A 23,557-nucleotide genomic window follows, 5' to 3' on the forward strand; every position below is an offset into this window, starting at 1 on the left:
TCATTCCGGGGCAATGCGAGGCATCGAACCGGAATCTCGAGATTCCGGGTTCGCCCTCCGGGCGCCCCGGAATGACTGCTCTTTGCCCCCCTTTGCCTTGATTCCCACCCCCGCCGTCGATACGGTCCCGCGCGATTCAAAACCCCCGCGAGAGCCTGATCTGACGATGGACGCCTCATTGCCCGCCCATATGCGCCCGGAACGCTCGTTCCAGGGTTTTATCCTCGCGCTACAGCGGTTCTGGGCCGAGCAGGGCTGCGTGATCCTGCAGCCCTACGACATGGAGATGGGCGCGGGCACCTTCCATCCGGCGACCACGCTCCGCGCGCTCGGGCCGAAGCCCTGGAACGCCGCCTATGTTCAGCCCTCGCGCCGACCCAAGGACGGCCGCTACGGCGAGAACCCGAACCGGATGCAGCACTATTACCAGTTCCAGGTGATCATGAAGCCGTCGCCGCCGAACCTTCAGGAGCTGTACCTGAAGTCGCTCGCCGCGATCGGCATCGATAGCGCCGAGCACGACATCCGTTTCGTCGAGGACGATTGGGAGAGCCCGACGCTGGGCGCTTGGGGCCTCGGTTGGGAGTGCTGGTGCGACGGTATGGAGGTGAGCCAGTTCACCTATTTCCAGCAGGTCGCGGGCTTTGAATGCGCGCCGGTCGCGGGCGAGCTCACCTACGGGCTCGAGCGCCTCGCGATGTATGTGCAGGGCGTCGACCGCGTCTACGACCTCAATTTCAACGGCCGCGATGGCGACGCCAAGGTCACCTATGGCGACGTCTTCCTGCAGGCGGAGCGGGAATATTCGAAGCACAATTTCGAGGTCGCCGACACGGCGATGCTGTTCGAGCAGTTCAAGATGGCGGAAGCCGCCTGCAGGAAGTACCTCGATGCCGGCTGGAAGGACGACAAGCGCGAGGCGCATTTGATGGCGCTGCCGGCCTATGACCAGTGCATCAAGGCCAGTCACGTCTTCAACCTCCTGGATGCGCGCGGCGTGATCTCGGTGACCGAACGTCAGAGCTACATCTTGCGCGTGCGCGAATTGGCAAAAGCCTGTGGCGAGGCTTGGATCCATACTAAAGCGGGCGGAGCGGCCTGATGCCCGATCTTTTGCTTGAACTGTTCTCGGAAGAGATCCCCGCGCGCATGCAGGCCAAGGCGGCCGACGATCTGCGCCGCATGGTCACCGACAAGCTGGTCGCCGAAGGGCTCGTCTACGAGGGCGCGAAGGCGTTCGCGACGCCGCGCCGCCTCGCGCTCACCGTGCACGGCGTTCCCGCGCGTCAGCCGGACCTCAAGACCGAACGCCGTGGCCCGAAAATCGGCGCGCCCGATGCGGCCGTGCAGGGCTTCCTGAAAGCGACGGGTCTGAAGTCGCTGGACGAAGCAAAAATCCAGCGCGATCCCAAGGGTGATTTCTACATCGGCTTGATCGAGAAGCCCGGCCGCGATGCGATCGACGTGCTCGCCGAAATCCTCCCTGTCATTATCCGCACCTTTCCCTGGCCGAAATCGATGCGCTGGGGCGCGCGATCGGGCAAGCCGGGCTCGCTCAATTGGGTGCGCCCGCTGCACGCGATCACCGCGACCTTCGGGCTCGAGACCGAAGAGCCGGATGTCGTGAAGTTCGAGGTGGATGGCATTCAGAGCGGCCAGACGACATATGGCCACCGCTTCCTTGCGCCGGCGCCCATTCAGGTGCGCCGCTTCGAGGACTATGAGGCGAAACTTCTCAACGCCAAGGTCGTGCTCGACCCCGAACGCCGCAAGGACGCGATTCTCACCGACGCCAAGCAGCTTGCGTTTGCGCAAGGATTCGAGCTCGTCGAGGACCAGAACCTGCTCGACGAGGTCGCCGGCCTCGTCGAATGGCCGGTCGTGCTGATGGGCTCGTTCGAGCCGGAATTCCTGGCGACGCCTGCTGAAGTGATCCGCGCCACCATCCGCAACAACCAGAAATGCTTCGTGGTGCGCGATCCCAAAACGGGCAAGCTCGCGAGCAAGTTCATCCTGGTCGCCAACATCGAGGCGACCGATGGTGGTGCGACCATCATCGCCGGCAACGAGCGCGTCATTCGCGCGCGGCTGTCGGATGCGAAGTTTTTCTATGAGACCGACCTGAAGACGAAGCTCGAGGAGCGGCTGCCGAAATTCGAGCAGATCGTGTTCCACGAGAAGCTCGGCACCCAGGCTGCGCGCATCAAGCGCATCGAGCGCCTCGCCGCGGAGATCGCGCCGCTGGTCGGCGCCGATGTCGCCAAGGCGACGCGTGCCGCGCATCTGGCGAAGGCGGATTTGCTGACCGAAGTCGTCGGCGAATTCCCCGAGGTGCAGGGCCTGATGGGCAAGTATTACGCGCTGGCGCAGGGCGAGGATGCGTCCGTCGCGGCTGCGTGTGAGGAGCATTACAAGCCGCAAGGTCCTGCGGATCGCGTGCCGACCGATCCGGTCAGCGTCGCCGTGGCGCTCGCCGACAAGCTCGACACGCTCGTTGGATTCTGGGCCATCGACGAAAAGCCGACCGGCAGCAAGGACCCATATGCGCTGCGCCGCGCAGCACTCGGCGTGATCAGGCTGATCGCCGAGAACGCACTTCGTCTGTCGCTCATGAAGGTGGCAGCGTCCGCGCTCGTCGGCTTGTCGGTCAAGCCAGCCGATGCCTCGAAGGTGCCAAGCGACCTCCTCGCCTTCTTCGCCGACCGTCTGAAGGTCCAGCTCCGCGAGCAGGGCGCGCGGCACGATCTCGTCGATGCCGTGTTCGCGCTCGGCGGCCAGGACGATCTCCTGATGATCGTCCGCCGCGTCGAGGCGCTCGGCAAATTCCTGGAAAGCGATGACGGCAAGAACCTGCTCGCTGGCACCAAGCGCGCCAGCAACATCCTCTCCATCGAGGAGAAGAAGGACAAGCGCACGTTCGACGGCGCGCCCGATGCCGCGCTCTATGGCCTCGCTGAGGAGAAGGCGCTGGCGAAAGCGATCGACGAAGTGAAGGCGGAAGCCAGTGCCGCCGTCGCCAAGGAGGATTTTGCCGCCGCGATGCGCGCGATGGCGAAGTTGCGTCCGCCGGTCGATGCGTTCTTCGACAAGGTTCGCGTCAATGACGACGATGCCAAGGTGCGCGAGAACCGCCTGAAGCTCTTGAACGAGATCCGCAGCGCCACGCGCGCGGTGGCGGATTTCTCGAAGATCCAGGATTGAGGCTGCGTGCCTCAATCACCGCTTGTTATTCCGGGGCGCGCCACTTGGCGCGAGCCCGGAATCCATTTCACTTCATGATGCGCGGCACGATGGATTCCGGGTTCGCGCGCCCCGGAATGATAGTCCCAAAAAAGTGCCCCGCCCGGCGGGGGGAAGACCGGGCGGGGCCTGATGTCCGTTTTTAAACTGCTCGCGCCAGCCTGATGTGACGCGCCGGACATCTAGTTGAACTAGTCCAGCACCTCGACGATGCGGCGCGAGCGCGGCTCGACGAGCACGGTCTCGCCGTTCACGACGGTGTAGCGGTAGGTGGTGGCGCCGAAGCGTTGCGGCACGTCATAATAAGTGACGCCGCTTTCGGGTAAGGTGGCGCCGACCACGATGCGATCCGGAATCCGGAAGGCGGGCACGCGTTGTTCGACGACATATTCGCGGAAAGCGGGCCGCTGTTCGGCCGCAATGGTCGGAGCGCTGTCGACCACGGCGGGTGCGCGTCCGACGGTGACACCGCTTTGCGCCTGCGCCGCCAGGGGCGAGCCGATCGCGGCCGCGAGCGCTGCAAGGGCAAGAATCCTGTTCCGCATGGACAACTCCTTCGACGTGATGGTTCGGGCGCGCCAGCGGCGCGACCGGTTGCCAATGCATGCGTGTTGGCAATGTTCCGGGAAAAGCCCCGCCGCAACAGCGGCAATTTCGGGCAGTTTTCGTGGGAGCCGGAACTCGACTCGCCTGTTGCGCGTCTCTACTCCCGGAACCGGGAGGGCTATGATCCGCCCGCGATTCGCACCGCCTCCACAGAAAGATAATTCATGCACATCACCGTCGCCCACATTTCGCCGATCCTGTCGTTGATTGCGGGCGTGCTCATCCTGATCATGCCGCGGCTCCTCAACCTGATCGTCGCGATCTTCCTCATCGTGAACGGCGCGATCGGGCTCGGGCTCCTGAAGTGGCTCCGCTTCTAGGCGTTCACTTTTCGGAACTGTCCGACTTGCGCGGGCCCGCCCAAAATGGTGTAAGGCCCGCGATTTCCCATTCCTCTCGCAGGTTGTGTGCAAGCTATGGCCAAAGCCGCCTCGAAGCCTAAAAAAATGCCAGCGAAATCAAAGTCCTCCGCCGCCGCGAAGGCCGCGCCGCCGGCCCGCAAGGCGTTGGCCAAGAGCGCGCCGAAGCCGGTCGCCAAGCCCGCTGCAAAGGCTGCCGCCAAGCCCGCGGGCAAGCCGGCGGCAAAGGCCGTAACCAAGGCGGCCGCGCCCAAAGTCGCCGCGAAGCCCGCGCCGAAGAAGGCTGCGCCCGCGAAGACGACGCCAGCCGCGGGCAAGGCCGGCAAATGGGTTTACACGTTCGGTGACGGCAAGGCCGAAGGCCGGACGGAGATGCGCGACCTGCTCGGCGGCAAGGGCGCCAATCTTGCCGAAATGGCCAATCTCGGCCTGCCGGTGCCTCCCGGCTTCACCATCCCAACCTCGGTCTGCACCTACTTCTATGCCCACGGCAAAACCTACCCCAAGGAACTGCAGGCGCAGGTCGAGAAGGCGCTCGACCATGTCGGCAAATTGACCGGCAAGATCTTCGGCGACACCAAGAACCCGCTGCTCGTCTCGGTGCGCTCCGGCGCGCGCGCCTCGATGCCGGGCATGATGGATACCGTGCTCAACCTCGGCCTCAACGACCAGACCGTGGAAGCGCTGTCCGAATTGTCGGGCGATCGTCGCTTCGCCTATGACAGCTATCGCCGCTTCATCACCATGTATTCGGACGTGGTGCTCGGTTTCGAGCATCATCACTTCGAGGAAATCCTCGACACCTTCAAGGACAGCCAGGGCTACACGCTCGACACCGATCTGTCGGCCGACGATTGGGTCGACCTGGTCGGCAAGTACAAGGACGCGGTAGCCCGCGAGACTGGCAAGGACTTCCCGCAGGATCCGCACGACCAGCTCTGGGGCGCGATCGGCGCCGTGTTCTCATCCTGGATGAACGCGCGCGCTGTGACCTATCGCAAGCTGCACGACATTCCGGAATCCTGGGGCACCGCGGTCAACGTGCAGGCCATGGTGTTCGGCAATATGGGCGAGACCTCGGCTACCGGCGTTGCGTTCACCCGCAACCCCTCGACCGGCGAGAGCAAGCTCTACGGCGAATTCCTGATCAACGCGCAGGGCGAGGACGTGGTGGCGGGCATCCGCACGCCGCAGGACATCACCGAGGAAGCGCGCAAGGAATCGGGCTCCGACAAGGCGTCGATGGAAGCGGCGATGCCGGAGGCCTTCAAGGAGCTGACGCGGATCTACACGCTGCTCGAGAAGCACTACCGCGACATGCAGGACATGGAGTTCACGGTCGAGCAGGGCAAGCTGTGGATGCTGCAGACCCGCGGCGGCAAGCGTACCGCGAAAGCCGCGCTGCGCATCGCGGTCGAGCTCGCCAATGAAGGCCTGATCAGCAAGAAGGAAGCGGTCACCCGCATCGATCCGGCTTCGCTCGACCAGCTCCTGCACCCGACCATCGATCCCAATGCCAAGCGCGACGTGATCGCGACCGGCCTGCCGGCATCCCCGGGTGCTGCCTCCGGCGAGATCGTGTTCTCCTCGGACGAGGCGGCCAAGCTTCAGGGCGACGGGCGTAAGGTGATTTTGGTCCGCATCGAGACCAGCCCGGAAGACATCCACGGCATGCACGCCGCCGAAGGCATTTTGACCACCCGCGGCGGTATGACCTCGCACGCAGCGGTCGTCGCCCGCGGCATGGGCAAGCCCTGCGTCTCCGGCTGCGGCACCATCCGCGTTGATTACGGCCGCGGTACCATGAGCATCGGCTCGCGCACCTTCAAGACCGGCGACGTCATCACCATCGACGGCTCGCTCGGCCAGGTGCTCGCCGGCCGCATGCCGATGATCGAGCCGGAGCTGTCCGGCGAGTTCGGCACGCTGATGAATTGGGCCGACCAGGTCCGCAAGATCGGCGTCCGCGTCAATGGCGACACGCCCGACGACGCGCGGACCGCGATCAAGTTCGGCGCCGAAGGCATTGGCCTCTGCCGCACCGAGCACATGTTCTTCGAAGAGACGCGCATCCGCACGGTGCGCGAGATGATCCTCTCCGAGGACGAGCAGTCCCGCCGCGCCGCGCTCGCCAAGCTGCTGCCGATGCAGCGCGCCGACTTCGTCGAGCTGTTCGAGATCATGAAGGGCCTGCCGGTCACGATCCGGCTTTTGGATCCTCCCCTCCATGAATTCCTGCCGCACACCCACGCCGAGGTCGAGGAAGTGGCGCGCGCCATGAACACCGACCCGCGGCGCCTCGCCGATCGCGCGCGCGAGCTCTCGGAGTTCAATCCGATGCTCGGCTTCCGCGGCTGCCGCATCGCGATCGCCTATCCGGAGATCGCCGAGATGCAGGCGCGTGCGATCTTCGAGGCGGCGGTCGAAGCCGAGAAGCGCACCGGCAAGGCCGTCGGCCTCGAGGTGATGGTGCCGCTGATCGCGACCAAGGCCGAGCTCGATCTCGTCAAGGCGCGGATCGACGCCACCGCACAGGCCGTGATGCGCGACACCAACACCAAGCTGACCTATCAGGTCGGCACGATGATCGAGCTTCCGCGCGCCTGTCTGCTCGCGGGCGAGATCGCGAAGTCGGCCGAGTTCTTCTCGTTCGGCACCAACGACCTCACGCAGACCACCTACGGCATCAGCCGCGACGACGCGGCGAGCTTCCTCGGTCCCTACGTGGCGAAGGGCATCCTCTCGGTCGATCCCTTCATCGCGCTCGACCAGGAAGGCGTCGGCGAGCTGGTCAAGATCGGCGTCGCGCGCGGCCGCAAGACGCGGCCGAAGCTCAAGGTCGGCATCTGCGGCGAGCACGGCGGCGATCCGGCCTCGGTCGCCTTCTGCCACAATATCGGTCTCGACTACGTCTCCTGCTCGCCCTACCGCGTGCCGATCGCCCGCCTTGCCGCCGCGCAAGCAGCGCTCGGCAAAGCGATCGCGAGCCAGGCGTAAGCAGAACTAAAATGCTGGAATGAAGAGGCGGGGCGAAAGCTCCGCCTCTTTCCGTTTTGGCCGATGCTCTCTCCCCCCGTCATTGCGAGGAGCCCTTGCGACGAAGCAATCCAGATCGTCTCCGCGGAGAGATTCTGGATTGCTTCGCGGCGCTCGCAATGACGAGCATCGCGGATGCACCGCGCAACACGGGGAACTCGTCGCGCATCCGTAGTGATACGCGCCGTCAAGAGTTCCTTCACCATTCGCGTTGACGGGTCGTTTACCGCTTCACGTGACGACGCATTTACCAGCGCGCGCGATCGCCCCGTGAAAACACCTGTGTTCGCTTGAGTGTGCCGCACGCGCAACGCCGATTAACGCCCCGGCAACCTAAATTGGATACTTACGATAAAGATCGAATTGCACGGATGTACTGCTGCTCGATTTTTCTGGCGTAAGCGTAGCGTGAGCGTAACGATGTCAGTGTTGCGTAACCATCCGAAGGGCGCGCGGTTCGCGTCCTTCGGAATCGGTCTCTGCATCTTCGCATTGATGCCGAGAGAGACCGGCTATCAGGACATTGCCTCCTTGCTGGCGCGCCAACCTGGCGTTGCCGAGCGTTGGCAGAAGCAGGTGTTCTCTGCGGCGTCCTCGATCCAGCTCGCCACCTACAGTTTTTCGCGGCCCATCGGCACCTCCGTGCCGCAGAGCGCGATGGTGCGTCTCGCGAGCCTCGATGGCCGCGACGTCACTGGCGCGATCAGCCGCAATCCGGCGCTGCAGACCGCGCCGCGCTACCAGGCTTCCGACTTTCCCAAGGTCGATCGCTCCATGAAGGGTGATCGCCTCGCAACAATTGCACCGGGCCAGGCTCCGGAGACGAATGCGCCCGCAGCGGCACCGTCGCAGGAAGATCCCGCGACGTCGAACAGCTCGGTGTTCGGGGCCAAGACGGCCGCGTTGCCGCAGGCGATGTCGCCGGAATCCGCGGCCGCGCTCGATCCCGAGCTCCAGGAGGCGCTGCGCGCGCCGCCGCTGCCGCAATATGCAAATCCGCCACAAGCCAGCGATGCCGCGCGTGCGTTCGCGGTCCAGCCCCTCGAAGCGCTGAAGCGGGCGACTGCGCCGACGACGCCTGTGCGCGATCCCTTCAGCGTCAAGACCTCGAACCTGTTCTTCGGCAGCTCCTCGCTCGGCGGCAATCTCGAGAGCATAGAGAGCTGGAAGCCCGGCGCCGAACCGCTGATCGTGATGCCCGACCCCGACATGAAGGTGACGGCCTCGCTGACGCCGCCCACGGTGGAGATCGCCAAGGACATCGAGAGCGGCGAGAGCGTTGCTCCGAAGGGCGAGGTCAACGCCGACAACCAGCGGACCAGGTCTCCGGCGGAACGGCTCGCGCTCGACGACAAGTCGCGCGCGAAATCCGAGAAGTGCCTCGCGGAAGCGGTCTACTTCGAATCCCGCGGCGAGGCCGTCCGCGGCCAGATGGCCGTCGCGCAAGTCGTGATGAACCGCGTGTTCTCCGGCAAGTACCCCGATACGGTGTGCGGCGCGGTCTATCAGAACAAGCACCGCCATCTCGCCTGCCAGTTCACTTTTGCCTGCGACAACAATGCCGACGTGATCCGCGAGCCCGAGATGTGGGAGCGCGCCAAGAAGATCGCGAAAGCCATGCTCGATGGCCAGATCTGGCTGCCCGAAGTCGGCAAGTCCACGCATTATCATGCCTATTGGGTGCGCCCGTCCTGGGTCGCCGAGATGAAGAAGATGTACAAGACCGGCGTGCACACCTTCTACCGCCCGCGCGCCTGGGGCGACGGCAGCGAGGAACCGAGCTGGGGCACGCCGGCCCAGACCGCCGCGCTCTCCGCCGAGCTCGCCCAGGAAGCCAAGAGCTCCGCCGAGATGGGCGCGAGCGAGCGGAGGTAGTCGTCTTCACAAAGACACCGTCATGCCCGGGCTTGTCCCGGGCATCCACGTTCTTCGTTCCGCGTGGCTAAGGCGTGGATGGCCGGGACAAGCCCGGCCATGACGGAAAGACCGCTCACATCTCGATATCCAGCGCGCAATCGAAATTCGGCGCCGAATGGGTCAGCGCGCCCGCTGACGCGTAATCGACGCCGGTTGCGGCGATGGCGGCGATCGAATCCAGCGTGACGCCGCCGGATGCCTCCAGCTCGAGGCGGCCTTCGTTGAGCCGCACCGCCTCACGCAGCGTCGCAAGATCCATGTTGTCGAGCAGCACGGCGTCGGCGAGCCCGCTGTCGAGCACCTCGCGCAGTTGCGCCAGCGTATCGACCTCGATCTCGATCTTGACCAGATGGCCGGCGTGGCTGCGGGCGCGCTCCAGCACCGCTCGGACGCCGCCGGCGACCGCGATGTGGTTGTCCTTGATCAGGATCGCGTCGTCGAGGCCGAAGCGGTGGTTGAAGCCGCCGCCGCAGCGCACCGCGTATTTCTCCAGCGCGCGCAACCCCGGCGTGGTCTTGCGCGTGCAGCAGATGCGCATTGTCGTGCCTTCGGTGCGCGCGACATAATCCGCCGTGAGCGTCGCAACGCCCGACAGGCGGCCGACGAAGTTCAGCGCGGTTCGCTCCGCGGTGAGGATGGCGCGCGCGGGGCCCGAGATCGTCAGCACCTGCTGTCCCCTTGCAACGCGTGCGGCGTCACGGACATGCGCGCGCACCTCGATGTCGGGCGAGAGCCTTTGCAGCGTCACGAGCGCGAGCGGCAGACCTGCGATCACGCCGGGCTGGCGCGCGACCAGGATCGCTTGGGCCCTGGTCGCTTCGGGAATCGTCGCAAGCGAAGTGATATCGCCGGCGCGGCCGAGGTCCTCGTCGAGCGCGCGCTGCACGGCCGCGTCGATGGCGAGCGGCGAGAGGAAGGCGTCGGGATAGAGCAGTGAGGTCGGGTTCATCAGAGGCTTCCTTCAGGCAATCATGGGCTGGACGGTGCGCGGCAGGGGCTGCTCGCTCAGGCTTTCGGCGATCTGGCGCGCCGCCGCGAGATCGGTCATCGTTCGCTGCGCCAGCGCGGGCACATCCGTCGGATGGTCGATGCGGAAATGCGCGCCGCGGCTTTCGCGCCGGCTCCACGCCGAGGCTGCGACGAGCAGGGCGGATGTCGCCATATTGCGCAGCGCGGTGCTGGTTGCCTCGCGTTCGAGCGTGGCGATGTGGCGCACGGCTTCCGCAAGGCCGGGATCGTCGCGGACCACGCCGACATGCGCGCTCATCATCGCTCGCAGCCGCTTCACCATCGCGGCATCCGGCGCGCCGCCACGCGAAGCAACCGGTGCGTCGGGGACGCCGGCAGGCGAGGGGAGAACGCGGCCGGCGATGTCCTCGGCGATGCGCGCGGCGTAGACCACGGCCTCGAGCAGCGAATTCGAGGCGAGCCGGTTGGCGCCGTGGGCGCCGGTCGACGACACCTCGCCGCCGGCCCAAAGCCCATCGATCGAGCTGCGGCCGCGCCCGTCCACCGCGATGCCGCCCATATGGTAATGCGCGGCGGGCGCGATCGGGATGGCTTGCGTCGCCGGATCGATGCCGGCGGCGAGGCAGCTCGCATGCACGGTCGGAAATCTGTCGGCGAAACGTTTGCCCAGCGCCGCCCGCGCATCGAGGAAGGCGCCGCGCCCGGCCGCGATCTCGGCGAACACGCCGCGTGCCACGATGTCGCGTGGCGCGAGCTCGGCGAGCGGATGACGCGCCGCCATGAAGCGCTCGCCATTGCCGTTGATCAGCGTCGCGCCTTCGCCGCGCAGGGCTTCGGTGGCGAGCGGCGCCGGATCGCCTCCGGTCATGATGGCGGTCGGGTGGAACTGGACGAATTCGGGGTCGGCGATCACGGCACCCGCACGGGCGGCGATGGCAAGGCCGGAGCCGCCAGCCTCGCGCGGATTGGTGGTGACGGCATAGAGATGTCCGATGCCGCCGGTGGCAAGCACCACCGCGCGGGCGGCGAGCACGAGCGGCCGTGCCGAAGGATTGTCTGCTTCGCGCAACTGAAGTCCTGTGACGGCGCCATCCTCGGTCAGGAGCGTTTCGGCGACGACACCTTCGATGACGCGGATCGACGGCGTGCGGCGCACGGCCTCGCTCAAGGCCGCGATGATCGCGGCGCCCGCGCCGTCGCCCCTGACATGCACGATGCGGCGGGCGGAATGTGCCGCCTCACGGCCGACGGCGAGCCTGCCTTCGAGATCGCGATCGAAGGGGACGCCATAAGTGAGCAGGTCATGGATGCGGGGTGCCGCTTCGCGCGCGATGCCGAGCGCCACCGCCGCGTCGACGAGGCCGCCACCGACCGCGATCGTGTCGGCCGCATGCGCCTCCGGCGTGTCGCCCTCGGCCACGGCCGCGGCGATGCCGCCCTGCGCCCACGCCGATGATGCGCCCTGTCCGAGCGGCGCGGCCGAGATCAAGGTCACCGGCCGCGGCGCGAGTTTCAGCGCGCAAAACAATCCGGCAAGACCGCCGCCGACGATGACGATGTCGGTGCGGGTGGGATTGTGGATGTCGTTGGTCATTATTCTCTCCATTCACTCCGCTGTCGTCCCCGCGAAGGCGGGGACCCATAACCCCAGGGAGCAGTTGTGACGCGAGCTCGTCACTCCGAGTCGTCGCCAAACATTTTCCTGGGGCTAGCGCGACGAGCGCGAGCGCTCGCTCGGAGGTCCCGGATCTGCGCGCGCCTGAGGCGCGCTTGTCCGGGACGACAGCGGTGGTTGTTGCCGATCCTTGCCTTCAATTCTTCAGATTGATCATCCGCTCGACCGAGCGCCTTGCGCGATCCGCAAGCGCGGGATCGATCGTCACCTCCTCACGGAGCGTCAGCAGGCTTTCCAAAATGTTGGCGAGCGTGATGCGCCTCATGTGCGGGCAGAGATTGCAGGGTCGCAGCATCTCGACGTCAGGCAGCTCGGCCCGCACATTGTCGGCCATCGAGCATTCCGTGATCATCACCAGCCGGCGCGGCCGCCGCTCACGCACCCAGTTGATCATGTGCGCGGTCGACCCCGTGAAGTCGGCTTCCGCCAGCACGTCGGGCGGGCATTCCGGATGCGCGATGATCTGCACCGAGGGATCGGCCTCGCGGAAGGCGCGCAGCTCTTCGCCTGTGAAGCGCTCGTGCACCTCGCAGGCGCCCTTCCAGGCGATGATCTTCACGTCGGTCTTCGAGGCCACGTAAGTGGCGAGATAGCGATCGGGCAGGAAGATCACGCTTCGCGTACCCAAGCTCTCGACCACCTGCACCGCATTCGACGAGGTGCAGCAGATGTCGACCTCGGCCTTCACCTCAGCCGAGGTGTTGACATAGGCAACGACAGGTACGCCCGGAAATTTTTCGCGGAGCAGGCGGACGTCGGCGCCCGTGATGCTGGCGGCGAGCGAGCAGCCGGCGCGCGAGTCCGGGATCAGGACCGTCTTGTCCGGGTTGAGCAGCTTCGAGGTCTCCGCCATGAAGTGCACGCCGCACTGGACGATGATGCCGGCCTTCACCTTGGTGGCTTCGACGGCGAGCTGGAGCGAGTCGCCGCCGATATCGGCGACACAGTGGAAGATCTCGGGCGCCTGGTAATTGTGCGCGAGGATCACCGCGCCGCGCGCGCGCTTCAGCTCGTTGATCGCCAGGATCGTCGGCGCCATCAGCGGCCACTCGATCGGCGGGATCACATGCTTCACACGCTCGTAGAGCGGCGCGGTGGCGCGCGCGACCTCCGGCGTCCATGCCAGCGAGGGCGTCGGCAGCGTGGGTCCCGTTCGCGCCGGTGCGGCACGGGGGGAGGCGGTAGCTTGGCCTTGGTGCTGGCCCTGCGGCCGGTTGGCAAAGTCGTCGGGACCGTAAATTCCAGCGATCGGCATCGAAGCCTCCCTTGCATGTCGATTATGCTCATAATGAGTATATCTTGAGCCTGAAGAATCCGCCGGCGGGCGGGCATGGACTTTGTCAGGATTGATATACTCAGTATGAGCAAATCAGATATCATGCTCTGCCGGGAATGGCCAGATGCGCCCGCACACATTTTCGTCAGGTCCGGGCCGGTCGCCTCTGGCGAGGCCACATTGAAACGCAAGGCTCCCGCGGCAGCTCCCCGTGGAATGCAATCGTTTTTGACTTGGGATCTTCATGCAAGTGCATTAAATGGCACTTCGCGGCCGCTCCTGCGAATCCGCCAATGACAGACGAGGAACACCATGTCGATTTCAGCGGGCGAACTTCCCAGCTCACGTTCCTCCAATTGGCGCACCCCGGCCGTCATCATCCTCTGCGGCTGTGCGATCGGCATGCTTGGCTTCGGTCCGCGCTCGGCGCTCGGCTTCTTCGTGCAGCCGATGAGTCACGAATTCTCCTGGGGCCGCGACGTGTTCGGCCTCGCGATTGCCGTACAGAATCTGTTGTGGGGCCTGGGCCAGCCATTCGCCGGTGCGGTCGCGGATCGCTTCGGACTGTTTCGGGTGATGTGCGTCGGCGCTCTGCTCTATGCCGGCGGCCTTCTTCTGATGCGCTACTCCTCGACGCCGTTATCGCTCAACATCGGCGCCGGCGTCATGGTCGGTTTTGGTCTTGCCGGCTGCTCGTTCAATCTGGTGCTGTCGGCGTTCACCAAGCTGCTGCCGGCCGAGAAGCGCGGCCTTGCGCTTGGTGCAGGCACGGCGGCGGGCTCGTTCGGGCAGTTCCTGTTCGCGCCGATCGGCGTCGCGTTGATCGACAATTTCGGCTGGCAGCAGGCGCTCTCCGTGTTCGGCTTCCTGATGCTGCTGATCATCCCGCTAGCGCTGGCGCTCTCGACGCCGCCGGTGACGACCAAGGCCAATGCAGCTCCTGCGGATGATCAGACCATCACCAAGGCGCTCGCGGAAGCCTTCGGTCATCGCTCCTACGTGCTGCTGGTGCTCGGCTTCTTCACCTGCGGCTTCCAGCTCGCCTTCATCACCGTGCATCTGCCGGCGTTCCTGGTCGATCGCGGCATCTCCGCGCAAACCGGCGGCTGGGTGATCGCCGCCATCGGCCTGTTCAACATCATCGGCTCCCTCAGTGTCGGCTACCTCCAGAACTCGGTGCCCAAGCGCTACATCCTCTCGACCATCTACTTCACGCGCGCGCTCGCGACACTGGCCTTCATCTCGTTCCCGATCACGCCGTTTTCGGCGATTGCGTTTGGTGCGGTCTCCGGCCTGACCTGGCTCTCCACGGTGCCGCCGACTTCGGCGCTGGTAGCGCTGATGTTCGGCACGCGCTGGCTTGCGACGCTCTACGGCTTCGCCTTCGTCAGCCATCAGGTCGGCGGTTTTCTCGGCGTCTGGCTCGGGGGCATCGTGTTCGAGAAATTCGGTTCCTACACGCCGATCTGGTGGCTCTCGATCCTGTTCGGCGTGCTCTCCGCACTGATCAATCTTCCGATCGTGGAAAAACCCGTTGCACGGGCGGTTGCGCAGCCTGCCTGATCGGCTAAACATCCCCGGCAAACAAGTCAGGGAGTTCAGTCGTGGCCACATTCAAGGCGATCCGGATCGACAAGGCGGACAAGGGCACCACCGCCGCGCTCACGCAGTTCGATGAAGCCGAGCTGATGGACGGCGACGTCACGGTCCGCGTGGAATGGTCGACGCTGAACTACAAGGACGGCCTCGCGCTCACCGGCAAGGCGCCGGTGGTGCGCCGCTTCCCGATGATCGCCGGCATCGACTTTGCCGGTACGGTCGAGGCATCCTCGCATCCGCAGTGGAAGGCGGGCGACAAGGTGGTCTGCACCGGATGGGGCATGGGTGAGACCCATCTCGGCGCCTATGCCGAGAAGGCGCGGGTCAAGGGCGACTGGCTGGTCGCCCTGCCGCAGGGGCTCTCGGCGCGCGATGCCATGGCGATCGGCACCGCCGGCTTCACCGCGATGCTGTCGGTGCTGGCACTGGAAAGGCACGGTCTGTCGCCCAAGAGCGGCCCGGTGGTGGTGACCGGTGCCGCCGGCGGTGTCGGATCGGTGGCGACCGCGGTGCTGTCGAAGCTCGGCTACCACGTCATCGCCTCGACCGGCCGCGCCGCCGAAGCGGACTACCTGAAACACATTGGCGCCGCCGAGATCGTCGATCGCAACGAATTGTCGGGGGCGGCCAAGCCGATCGCCAAAGAGCGCTGGGCGGGCGGCGTGGACAGCGTCGGATCGACCACGCTGGCGAATCTGCTGTCGATGGCCAAGTACGGCGGGGCGATCGCGGCCTGCGGCCTCGCCGGCGGCCTGGACCTGCCGTCTTCTGTCGCCCCCTTCATTTTGCGCGGGGTGTGCCTTCTCGGCATCGATTCCGTGATGTGCCCGATTGAGCCGAGGAAAGCTGCCTGGCAGCGTCTGGCGTCCGATCTCGATCGAGCCAAACTAACTGAAATTACTCATGAAATTTCGCTGGACGACGTTCCCCAATGGGGCGCGAAAATCCTCGCCGGCGAGGTGCGCGGGCGCATCGTGGTAAAAATCGCTTAACGGCGTTTAGACTTTGCCAACCAAGCTGCTTCAATGTCGCCATGGTTAGTATGGTAAGCAGCGGGTAAAGAGTTAAGGCATCGCCCGCTGCGGGGTTGGGTTCGGAGTTGAGCATGCTTGCGCGTATTGTGTTGGGGGCTGTCACGGCGGCAGCAACGTTTGCGCCGGCCATTGCCGGAAGCATGAACGCTGACGAAGCGCGTCGCTTCGTGGCCGGCAAAGTGTTTGCCTTCACCTGTTTCGACGGCACCCGCGGCGCAGGCCGTATCCTCGACGATCTCGGCGCCGCCGGTGCGGTGCAGTTCTCGGGCGCGGGCCCCGTCAAGCACCTCCGCCTGCCCGGAAATACGCTCCAGATCCGCGGCCAGAACGTCTGCGCCTCGATCAAGGGCATTCCATTCGAGCCCTGTTTCAACCTGGAAAAGACCGACGATCGCAGCTTCCGCGGCTCGGTGTCGGGCATGGGCTTCGCCTATTGCGACTTCCATCACCAGGGCGGCAACCAGATGCTGATGGCGCGCGCTGCGGCGCGGCCACGCTCGCTGCACAGGCCGGAGCACACCGGTTCGGTCGGCCCGGCCAACACCGAAGTCGCCGCGCGCGTGGAAACGCCCCGCGTCGAGAGCAGCCGGCTCGAGCCGGTCAAAGCGGAAGTCAGGTCCGAGCCCGCCAAGAACGAAGGTCCGCTGGAGCTGCGCCGTTCGACTCAGTGAGATGGCCCTGCGGGGACTATCTGCACGCTTTAGTCGTTGAAGACGTTGATCAAACATGAAGCCGCCGCGCCGTAGTCATACGGACGGCGGCTTTCATGCGTTGGTAGCTGTTCGCGTCCCAGTTTACGTCCGGCCGGGGGGCGCGGCCCTACACAAGGGTTCAACGATGTCGCTGTACTTCTTCCGCATCAGCACCGGTCGCTATTCCGGCGCCGCCGACCAGCCGTACGAGTTCGAGGATCGCGCAGCCGCCTGGACCGAGATGACCGAGGTCTGCGCCAATTTGCTCGGGAGCATCGCGCGCGGCCTGAAGCCGAACGCCGAATGGTGCATGGAGCTGCTCGACGAGAACAAGAAGCCGGTTTTTCGCATCAGTCTCGTCGGCGAGAACGTGCCCTGACGGTTCGCCAACGTGCGACCGGCGTTAACCAATGTCAGTGCATGCAAATCCGCGAAGTCCGGGCTGTTGCACGTAGAAGCTGCGAAAAATCGCGAGGCTGAGCGGGTATTTCAGTACTTCTACTTAGGCTGTCGCGGTGCTGCTTAACGTTAATGAGGAACGTCGCTGTTAGCTTTCCCGGGTTGTGCACGTGCTTCGTCGCGGCAGTCGCATACGTCCGGGGAAATTTCGATGATGTTCATTCAGAACCTGCGAATTGGCACCAAGCTCGCCGTCACCTCCGCGTTGACCATAGGGCTGGTCGCGCTGATGATCTTTCTGCAGATGAGAGGGGATGCCGATGTCCAAAGGCTCAACAATGCCGCGTCAGGACAGCAGGCGATCGCGCAAAATGCCGCGGAAGCGAAGGCGTCGGTCCGGGGCATGCAGATCGGCATTCGCGACATCCTGACGTCTGCATCGCCGGCCGAGCTGCAGAAGGCGGTCACCTATTTCAACGACCGTCAGAGCGCTGCCACAAAATTCTCGAACGAAATGGCGAAGCTTTCACGCTCGCCGGAGAACCGCAAGCGGATCGATCGTCTGACCGTGCTGATCGGGGAGTTCGGCAAGGGCCAGCAGCAGATCGAAGCCATCCGCAAGCAGGAGCTGGCGCTCGAGGAGAAGAAAGACGCTGAAGGGGCGGCGCAGATCGCCAAGCTCGTGAGCGAGGTCGATCGCTTCCGCAAGGGAACGCTGGCGCCGATCAACGAAGAGATCAACCAGCTGGCCAACCAGATTACCGATTTCGCCAAGCAGAGAACCGTTGAGGCGCGTGCGGAAGCGGAAGCCGAGGCCGCCTCGGTCGCCCGGACGTCGCTCGTGACCGGCGTGCTGGTTGCGCTGGTGTTGATTGGAGCCTGCATCTTCTCGGTGTTCAGCATCGCGCGGCCCATGCGCGCGCTGACGCTGGCGATGGAGAAGCTCGCCGGCGGGGACTTCTCGGTGGTGCTCCCGGGCCTGGGCCGCAAGGACGAAGTCGGCGAGGTCGCTGGTGCCGTCGAAAAATTCAAGGTCGTGTCCGAGCAGAAGGCGCGCGAAGAAGCGGAGGGCAAGGTGCGGCAGGATCAGATCGCGGCCGAACGGCGCAAGGCCGAAATGTACAAGCTCGCGGACAGTTTCGAGTCTGCGGTCGGAGAGATCGTCGGCACGGTGTCCTCGGCCTCGACCGAGCTTGAGGCCTCCGCTACCACGCTGACCTCGACCGCCGAGCGCACGCAACAGCTTACCACTGTGGTGGCGGCCGCATCGGAAGAAGCATCGACCAACGTGCAGTCGGTGGCATCCGCAACGGAGGAACTGTCCTCCTCGATCACCGAGATCAGCCGCCAGGTGCAGGAATCCGCGCGCGTCGCCGGCGAGGCAGTCAGCCAAGCCCGCACCACGACCGACCGCGTCGGCGAACTGTCCAAGGCAGCGGCGCGGATCGGCGATGTGGTTGAGCTGATCAACACAATCGCGGGCCAGACCAATCTCCTCGCGCTGAACGCAACCATCGAGGCCGCTCGCGCCGGCGAGGCCGGACGCGGCTTTGCCGTCGTCGCTTCCGAGGTCAAGGCGCTTGCCGAGCAGACCGCGAAGGCGACCGGCGAGATCGGGCAGCAGATTGCCAGCATCCAGTCTGCGACCGAGCATTCGGTCGGTGCCATCAGGGACATCAGCGACACCATCGAGAAGCTGTCGGAGATCTCTTCGACCATCGCAGCCGCCGTGGAAGAGCAGGGCGCCGCGACGCAGGAGATTTCCCGCAACGTGCAACAGGCAGCGGCAGGCACGCATCAGGTCTCGTCCAACATCACCGACGTGCAGCGCGGCGCGAGCGAGACCGGCTCGGCATCCTCGCAAGTGCTGTCGGCTGCGCAGATGCTGTCGGGCGACAGCAACCGCCTCAAGCTCGAGGTCGGGAAGTTCCTCGAGACGGTGCGCGCCGCCTGACGGGGCCGGCGAGACGGGGCCGCCTCGGCGCAGGTGCATTCCGCCGCAGTCGCTCTCGCAGGGGAGGGCAAGCGGCTCAGGACCGGGGTCTCTCGCTTTCTGGAGGCGGTGCGTGCCGCGCGATGCCGGCTGCGCTGCAACAGATGGCTGCGGAACATATAACGGCTGCGGTGCCGAGTTCCGTAATTTAACGTAGCTTCCTGTTAACGCCTGTTTGCAACTATGGGCGCAATTTTACGGGATAAGAACCAGCCATCATCGTTGGAATGCCCTCCGCCCTATCGCCCTCGCGACGATCACGGCGCAGGTGATTTGTGCGTCGTAGGTCTCAACGGGATTTTTTGTGATGTCGAAGTTGTCGATCGTTTTCAAGCTTCTGACCGTGCTGTCGGTCCTCGTGCTCTCGCTCGCCGGTGTCGGCGTGATGGCGATCGGCACGATGCAGAACATCAATTCCCACACGGTCGAGATCGCGGAGAGCTGGCTGCCGAGCGTGCGTGCGCTAGGCTCCATGCGGGCCGACATCAATGAGCTGCGCGTCGCGCTCCGACTGCACCTGATGCAGGACAGTGCCGAGGGCAAGGAGGCCGCCGAGAAGCGACTGGCAGGCTTGCGCGAACGAATCGAGAAGACCCGCAAGGTTTACGAGCGCCTGATCAATGTGCCCGAGGAGCGCTCGCTCTACGAGCAATGGAGCAAGGCGTGGGCCGAGTACCTGAACGGCGTGCAAGAGACTATGGCGCTGTCGCGCAAGAGCGTCGGCCGCTTCCCGACCGATGCAAACGAGATGTTGCAGACCAAGGTCGCCAAGATGGCGCAGGCCGCCGATCCGCTGCTTCAGAAAGGCATCGAGCTCAACAACAGCGGCGCCGAGCTGGAGACTAAGCAAGCGGCCGACAGCTATGCGCTGATCTTCCGCGTGCTCGTCGGCATTATCATCGCGGCCGTCCTGATCGCGATCGGCGCCGCCTATTATCTGGTACGCGACGTTTCTCGCGGCATCGCCTCGATCATCCGCCCGATGCAGTCGCTCGGCGAGGGTGACCTCTCGGCCGAGGTGCCGCATCGTGGCGAGAAGACCGAAATCGGATCGATGGCGGATGCGCTGCAGATCTTCAAGGAGGCGCTGATCGCCAAGAAGGCCGCCGACGAGGCCGCGGCCGCCGATGCCGAAGCCAAGATCGAGCGCGGCCGCCGCGTCGATGCCATCACCCGCAAGTTCGAGGCGATGATCGGCGAGGTGGTCGGCACCGTCTCTTCGGCCTCGACCGAGCTCGAGGCCTCGGCCTCGACGCTGACCGGCACCGCGCAGCGCGGCCAGGAACTCGCGACCGTGGTTGCCGCGGCGTCCGAGGAAGCCTCCACCAACGTCCAGGCGGTCGCCTCCGCCTCGGAGGAGCTGTCGTCCTCCATCACCGAGATCAGCCGCCGCGTGCAGGATTCGGCGCGGATGGCGGCGGAAGCCGTCGAGCAGGCGGCACGGACCAACGAGCGCGTCAACGCGCTGTCCCAGGCCGCCTCCCGCATTGGTGACGTGGTCGAGCTCATCAACACCATCGCGGGCCAGACCAATCTGCTGGCGCTGAACGCCACCATCGAGGCGGCGCGTGCGGGCGAAGCCGGCCGCGGGTTCGCCGTCGTCGCCTCCGAAGTCAAGGCGCTGGCCGAGCAGACCGCGAAAGCGACCGGCGAGATCGGGGCGCAGGTGTCGGGCATCCAGGCCGCGACGCAGGAATCCGTCAGCGCCATCCAGGAGATCGGCGGCACCATCGAGCGGTTGTCCGAGGTGTCGGCGGCGATTGCCGCTGCCGTCGAGGAGCAGGGCGCGGCCACGCAGGAGATCTCGCGCAACGTCCAGCAGGCCTCGGTGGGTACGCAGGAAGTTTCGGCTAACATCACCGACGTGCAGCGCGGTGCGATCGAGACCGGCGAGGCCTCGGTCGAGGTGCTGTCGGCCGCGAAATCGCTGGCATCCGACAGCACGCGTCTCAAGGTCGAGGTCGCGCAGTTCCTGGAATCGGTCCGCGCGGCCTGATGATCAACTGCCCGTCTGCGGAGCCGGCGGCGGTGCGACCTGCCGCCGGAACAGGATGCGCTGGTACAGCCAGCCGATCGCAACCAGCACGATGCCGAGGCACATGAACGACAGCGCCTGGTAGACGCCTGTCAGCGTCGACATGTCGATGACGAAGGCCTTCAGGATCGTCAATGCGATGACGGCGGCCGAGGCCAGCCGCGCGCGCTCGGAGTTGACGAGAATGCCGACGCCGAGCAACACGACGCCGAAGGTCAGCCAGCCGATCGAATAGGTGTATTGCTCGGCGCCCGTGGTCGGTCCGCTGGACAGGATCGGGCCGTGATAGAAGCGGCGGATCTCCAGCGTCACGTAGGCGAGCGCGAACACCAGCGCACCGCCCGCGATCGTGTTGGCGTAGGCCTTGCCGCGCGCCCCGACCACCGCATAGGACAGCAGCAGCATTAGCACCGCCGGCAGCGCATAGCCGAGCAGCAGCAGGTTAAACACCGCGCCGCCGACGTCGATGCGCCAGATCAGCGGGTTCTCCAGGATCAGGAGGCCGAACACGCTGATCAGCCCGCCGATCGCCGTGAGCACGATCGCGCCGATATCGTGCACGATGCTGTGGCTGCGCAGCCGCAGGCGCTCCAGCCCGATCGCCATCGCGAGCGTGATGCAGACCTGGAGTGCGAATTCGAGCAGCGAGGGCGGCGAGATCATGTCGCCACCGGTCGCGAAATGCCGGATCTCCATGAAGGCGAGCAGCGCGGTGAACAGGATCGCGGCGGTCTCGACCATGCGCAGCGGCGGATCGTCGGCGCGGCGGCGAAGGAAGACGCTCGCGCCCCAGAACGAGGCCGCCGGCAGGCCGTAGCCCCAGAGCAGCCAGTTGAAGATCGGCGTGGTGCCGACGGCGTCGCCGACGATGCGGGGATCGTAGGCGATGCGCGCCGTGACGAGCCCCGCGAAGATCGCGGCGAGCCAGCGCAGGAACGGGATCGGCCGCTGCAGCGAGATCCAGGCGGTGCCGAGCGACATCAGCGCCAGCGCGATCGTCAGCCAGCCCTTCTCCAGCGCGAAGGTCAGCGCCAGCGCCAGCGCACCGAGCGTGCCGGTCGCGTACAGAGCGGTGGAGATCATGGTGCCCGGCCGGGTCTCGCGGCGCGAGAGAGCCTCGGTCGCGGCGCCGAAGCCTGCCGCGAGCAGTACCGCGAGGATCGCGAACGGGATCGAGCGGTCGAGATGGGCGATCCGCGCGTAGAGCGCGACGAGGATCGCGATCGGCGTCGCGACTGATGTCGCCGACCACACCACCGGGATGATCGCCGAATTCGACCGGCCTTGCGCGAGGAAGCCGGCAATGCCGAAGCCCGCGGCGAAGATCGCGGCCGTCACCAGATGCAGCGTCACGGAGCCGTCGATGGCGCTGGGCCCGATTCCGGACATCGCACCGCCCGGCAGCACCAGCATGTCGGGATTGGCGCGCACCGCCCATTCGGCGAACACGATGAAGACGGTCGCTGCGGCCGCGCCGAGCGCGCCGGTGGCGGCCGGCGCACGCCAGGCGACGAGCAGGGTTGCGCCGACGAGCAGCGTAAACGCGATCAGCGCCAAATCGGCATGCGCGCTCGACAGCACGATCAGCATCGCGCCGAACAGATAGGCACCGAGCGAGCCCGACGAGATCGGCTCGATCTCGCCGTCCTCGATGCTGGGTCCGAACATGAAGCCGCAGACGACGAGCAGCGCGGCCAGCACGAAGCCCGCGACGGCATGGAAGGCGTGCGGCGCGACCTGCAATTCGCTCGCGTCGAGGCCCGGGAAGATCCAGAGCACGGCAAAAGCAATCGTCGTGACCGCGAGCCAGCGCCACAGCCGGATGCGGGCGAGGCCGAAGCTCGCGGCGGTGACGACGGCGAGATAGATGTAGAGCGCCCAATAGTCCGGCTTGCCGCTGGAGACGAGCACCGGCGTCACGAAGGCGCCGACCACGCCGAGGCCGGCGAGCGCGGGGCCGTGCAGCAGCGCGGCCGCGAGCGTGCACATCGCGACGATGCCGAGCAGCACGAAGGCCGTGGCGGGCACGAGGAAGTCGTAGAGCGCATAGGCCGCATAGATGGTCGCGAACGCCACAGCCGTACCTGCCGCGGTGAGGATCGCGGGGATGTTGGCCATCGGCAGCGCGGCGATGGCCGAGATGCTCTCCTTGCGCCGCGTCCATTCGCCGGCCCCGAGCAGCGCTGCTGCGAACAGGCCGCCCAGGAACACGCGCACGCCTGGGCCGAGCAGGCCGGCCTCGATCGAATAGCGCACCATGAAGAAGCCGCCCAGCGCCAGCGCAAGGCCGCCGATCCACACCACCCAGCGCGTGCCGAGCTGCTCCTCGAAGCCGGGTTCACGACTATCAGGCGCGCGCCCGGGGAGCGGCGGCGGGGCATCGGCCCCTTGACTCGCTGCGAGCGGCGGCGGCTCTTCGGTGACGAGCGGAGGCGGCGCCGTTTCGGCCTCGGGCGCGAGCGGCGGAGGTTCGGTGGTCGCCGTTGCGGGAGCTTCAGCCTGCACGTATGCCGGCAACGGTGGCGGCGGCTGGACCGGTCGCTGCTGCGCGTAAACCCTCTCTTCGAGCGCGCTGAAGCGCCGACGCAGCTCGGTCGCCTGGCTTGACGCCTTGACTGCGATCAGGATGGCGATGATCGCGATGATCAGCGCAAAGACGTCAAACGGGCCGTCGAACATGAAGCCTCCAGGCGACCGGCGGGCAGGGGCCGATCGCGCAAATCTTGA

General features: G+C 65.8%; 16 protein-coding genes. 11 read left to right on the top strand and 5 right to left on the bottom strand.

Annotation, left to right across the window (positions count from 1 at the left end; genetic code table 11):
- The first annotated feature begins 166 nt into the window (after window positions 1-166).
- Both AC0WRY_RS08895 and glyS read left to right on the top strand, forming a co-directional pair.
- Window positions 167-1,102: a glycine--tRNA ligase subunit alpha gene (locus AC0WRY_RS08895; protein WP_491122962.1), complete on the top strand. Its 936-nt coding sequence runs from the start codon at window positions 167-169 to the stop codon at window positions 1,100-1,102.
- Entirely contained in the window at window positions 1,102-3,201 is a 2,100-nt protein-coding gene (glyS, locus tag AC0WRY_RS08900) for a glycine--tRNA ligase subunit beta (protein WP_491122963.1), read from the top strand. Before AC0WRY_RS08895 ends, glyS begins: the two co-directional genes overlap by 1 nt.
- 230 nt (window positions 3,202-3,431) lie before the next feature.
- Here glyS and AC0WRY_RS08905 read toward each other — a convergent pair whose 3' ends face one another.
- The gene (locus AC0WRY_RS08905; protein WP_194406644.1) at window positions 3,432-3,785 is read right to left on the bottom strand and encodes a DUF1236 domain-containing protein; all 354 of its coding nucleotides are present in this window, start codon (window positions 3,783-3,785) and stop codon (window positions 3,432-3,434) included.
- A gap of 225 nt (window positions 3,786-4,010) precedes the next feature.
- Between AC0WRY_RS08905 and AC0WRY_RS08910 the strand changes: the two genes are divergently transcribed.
- From AC0WRY_RS08910 to AC0WRY_RS08920, 3 genes are all read left to right on the top strand, one after another.
- Window positions 4,011-4,166: a DUF3096 domain-containing protein gene (locus tag AC0WRY_RS08910; RefSeq protein ID WP_008562090.1), complete on the top strand. Its 156-nt coding sequence runs from the start codon at window positions 4,011-4,013 to the stop codon at window positions 4,164-4,166.
- 96 nt (window positions 4,167-4,262) lie between these two features.
- Window positions 4,263-7,202, top strand: a complete 2,940-nt coding sequence (gene ppdK, locus AC0WRY_RS08915) for a pyruvate, phosphate dikinase (RefSeq protein WP_194406645.1) — start codon at window positions 4,263-4,265, stop codon at window positions 7,200-7,202.
- 459 nt (window positions 7,203-7,661) lie between these two features.
- Window positions 7,662-9,116, top strand: a complete 1,455-nt coding sequence (locus tag AC0WRY_RS08920) for a cell wall hydrolase (protein WP_194406646.1) — start codon at window positions 7,662-7,664, stop codon at window positions 9,114-9,116.
- 115 nt (window positions 9,117-9,231) lie between these two features.
- Here AC0WRY_RS08920 and nadC read toward each other — a convergent pair whose 3' ends face one another.
- The 3 genes from nadC to nadA all read right to left on the bottom strand — a co-directional run bounded on the left by nadC (window position 9,232) and on the right by nadA (window position 13,057).
- Window positions 9,232-10,110, bottom strand: a complete 879-nt coding sequence (gene nadC, locus AC0WRY_RS08925; RefSeq protein WP_194408205.1) for a carboxylating nicotinate-nucleotide diphosphorylase — start codon at window positions 10,108-10,110, stop codon at window positions 9,232-9,234.
- A 9-nt stretch (window positions 10,111-10,119) separates the two neighbouring features.
- Entirely contained in the window at window positions 10,120-11,721 is a 1,602-nt protein-coding gene (locus AC0WRY_RS08930; RefSeq protein ID WP_194406647.1) for an L-aspartate oxidase, read from the bottom strand.
- A 217-nt stretch (window positions 11,722-11,938) separates the two neighbouring features.
- Window positions 11,939-13,057, bottom strand: a complete 1,119-nt coding sequence (gene nadA, locus AC0WRY_RS08935) for a quinolinate synthase NadA (protein ID WP_194406648.1) — start codon at window positions 13,055-13,057, stop codon at window positions 11,939-11,941.
- 333 nt (window positions 13,058-13,390) lie between these two features.
- Here nadA and AC0WRY_RS08940 point away from each other — a divergent pair, with 333 nt between their 5' ends.
- The 6 genes from AC0WRY_RS08940 to AC0WRY_RS08965 all read left to right on the top strand — a co-directional run bounded on the left by AC0WRY_RS08940 (window position 13,391) and on the right by AC0WRY_RS08965 (window position 20,791).
- A complete protein-coding gene (locus AC0WRY_RS08940) occupies window positions 13,391-14,641 on the top strand; it encodes an MFS transporter (protein ID WP_194406649.1) in 1,251 nt (416 codons plus the stop codon).
- Window positions 14,642-14,682: 41 nt separating this feature from the next.
- Window positions 14,683-15,669 (top strand): acrylyl-CoA reductase (NADPH), encoded by a 987-nt coding sequence (gene acuI, locus AC0WRY_RS08945; protein ID WP_194406650.1) that lies wholly within the window; start codon window positions 14,683-14,685, stop codon window positions 15,667-15,669.
- Window positions 15,670-15,782: 113 nt separating this feature from the next.
- Window positions 15,783-16,382, top strand: a complete 600-nt coding sequence (locus tag AC0WRY_RS08950) for a hypothetical protein (protein ID WP_194406651.1) — start codon at window positions 15,783-15,785, stop codon at window positions 16,380-16,382.
- Between the two features lie 166 nt (window positions 16,383-16,548).
- Window positions 16,549-16,782 carry a DUF6894 family protein gene (locus AC0WRY_RS08955; RefSeq protein WP_194406652.1) on the top strand — a complete coding sequence of 78 codons (234 nt, stop codon included), beginning with the start codon at window positions 16,549-16,551 and terminating at the stop codon, window positions 16,780-16,782.
- Window positions 16,783-17,013: 231 nt separating this feature from the next.
- Window positions 17,014-18,756, top strand: a complete 1,743-nt coding sequence (locus tag AC0WRY_RS08960; protein WP_194406653.1) for a methyl-accepting chemotaxis protein — start codon at window positions 17,014-17,016, stop codon at window positions 18,754-18,756.
- A gap of 346 nt (window positions 18,757-19,102) precedes the next feature.
- Complete coding sequence (locus tag AC0WRY_RS08965) at window positions 19,103-20,791, top strand: methyl-accepting chemotaxis protein (protein WP_194406654.1); 1,689 nt, start codon at window positions 19,103-19,105, stop codon at window positions 20,789-20,791.
- A 3-nt stretch (window positions 20,792-20,794) separates the two neighbouring features.
- On the opposite strand, the gene AC0WRY_RS08970 is transcribed toward AC0WRY_RS08965, so the two are convergent.
- A complete protein-coding gene (locus tag AC0WRY_RS08970) occupies window positions 20,795-23,509 on the bottom strand; it encodes a DUF2339 domain-containing protein (RefSeq protein WP_491122964.1) in 2,715 nt (904 codons plus the stop codon).
- Between the last annotated feature and the right edge of the window lie 48 nt (window positions 23,510-23,557).

Source organism: Bradyrhizobium sp. T-12 (genome assembly GCF_058314695.1).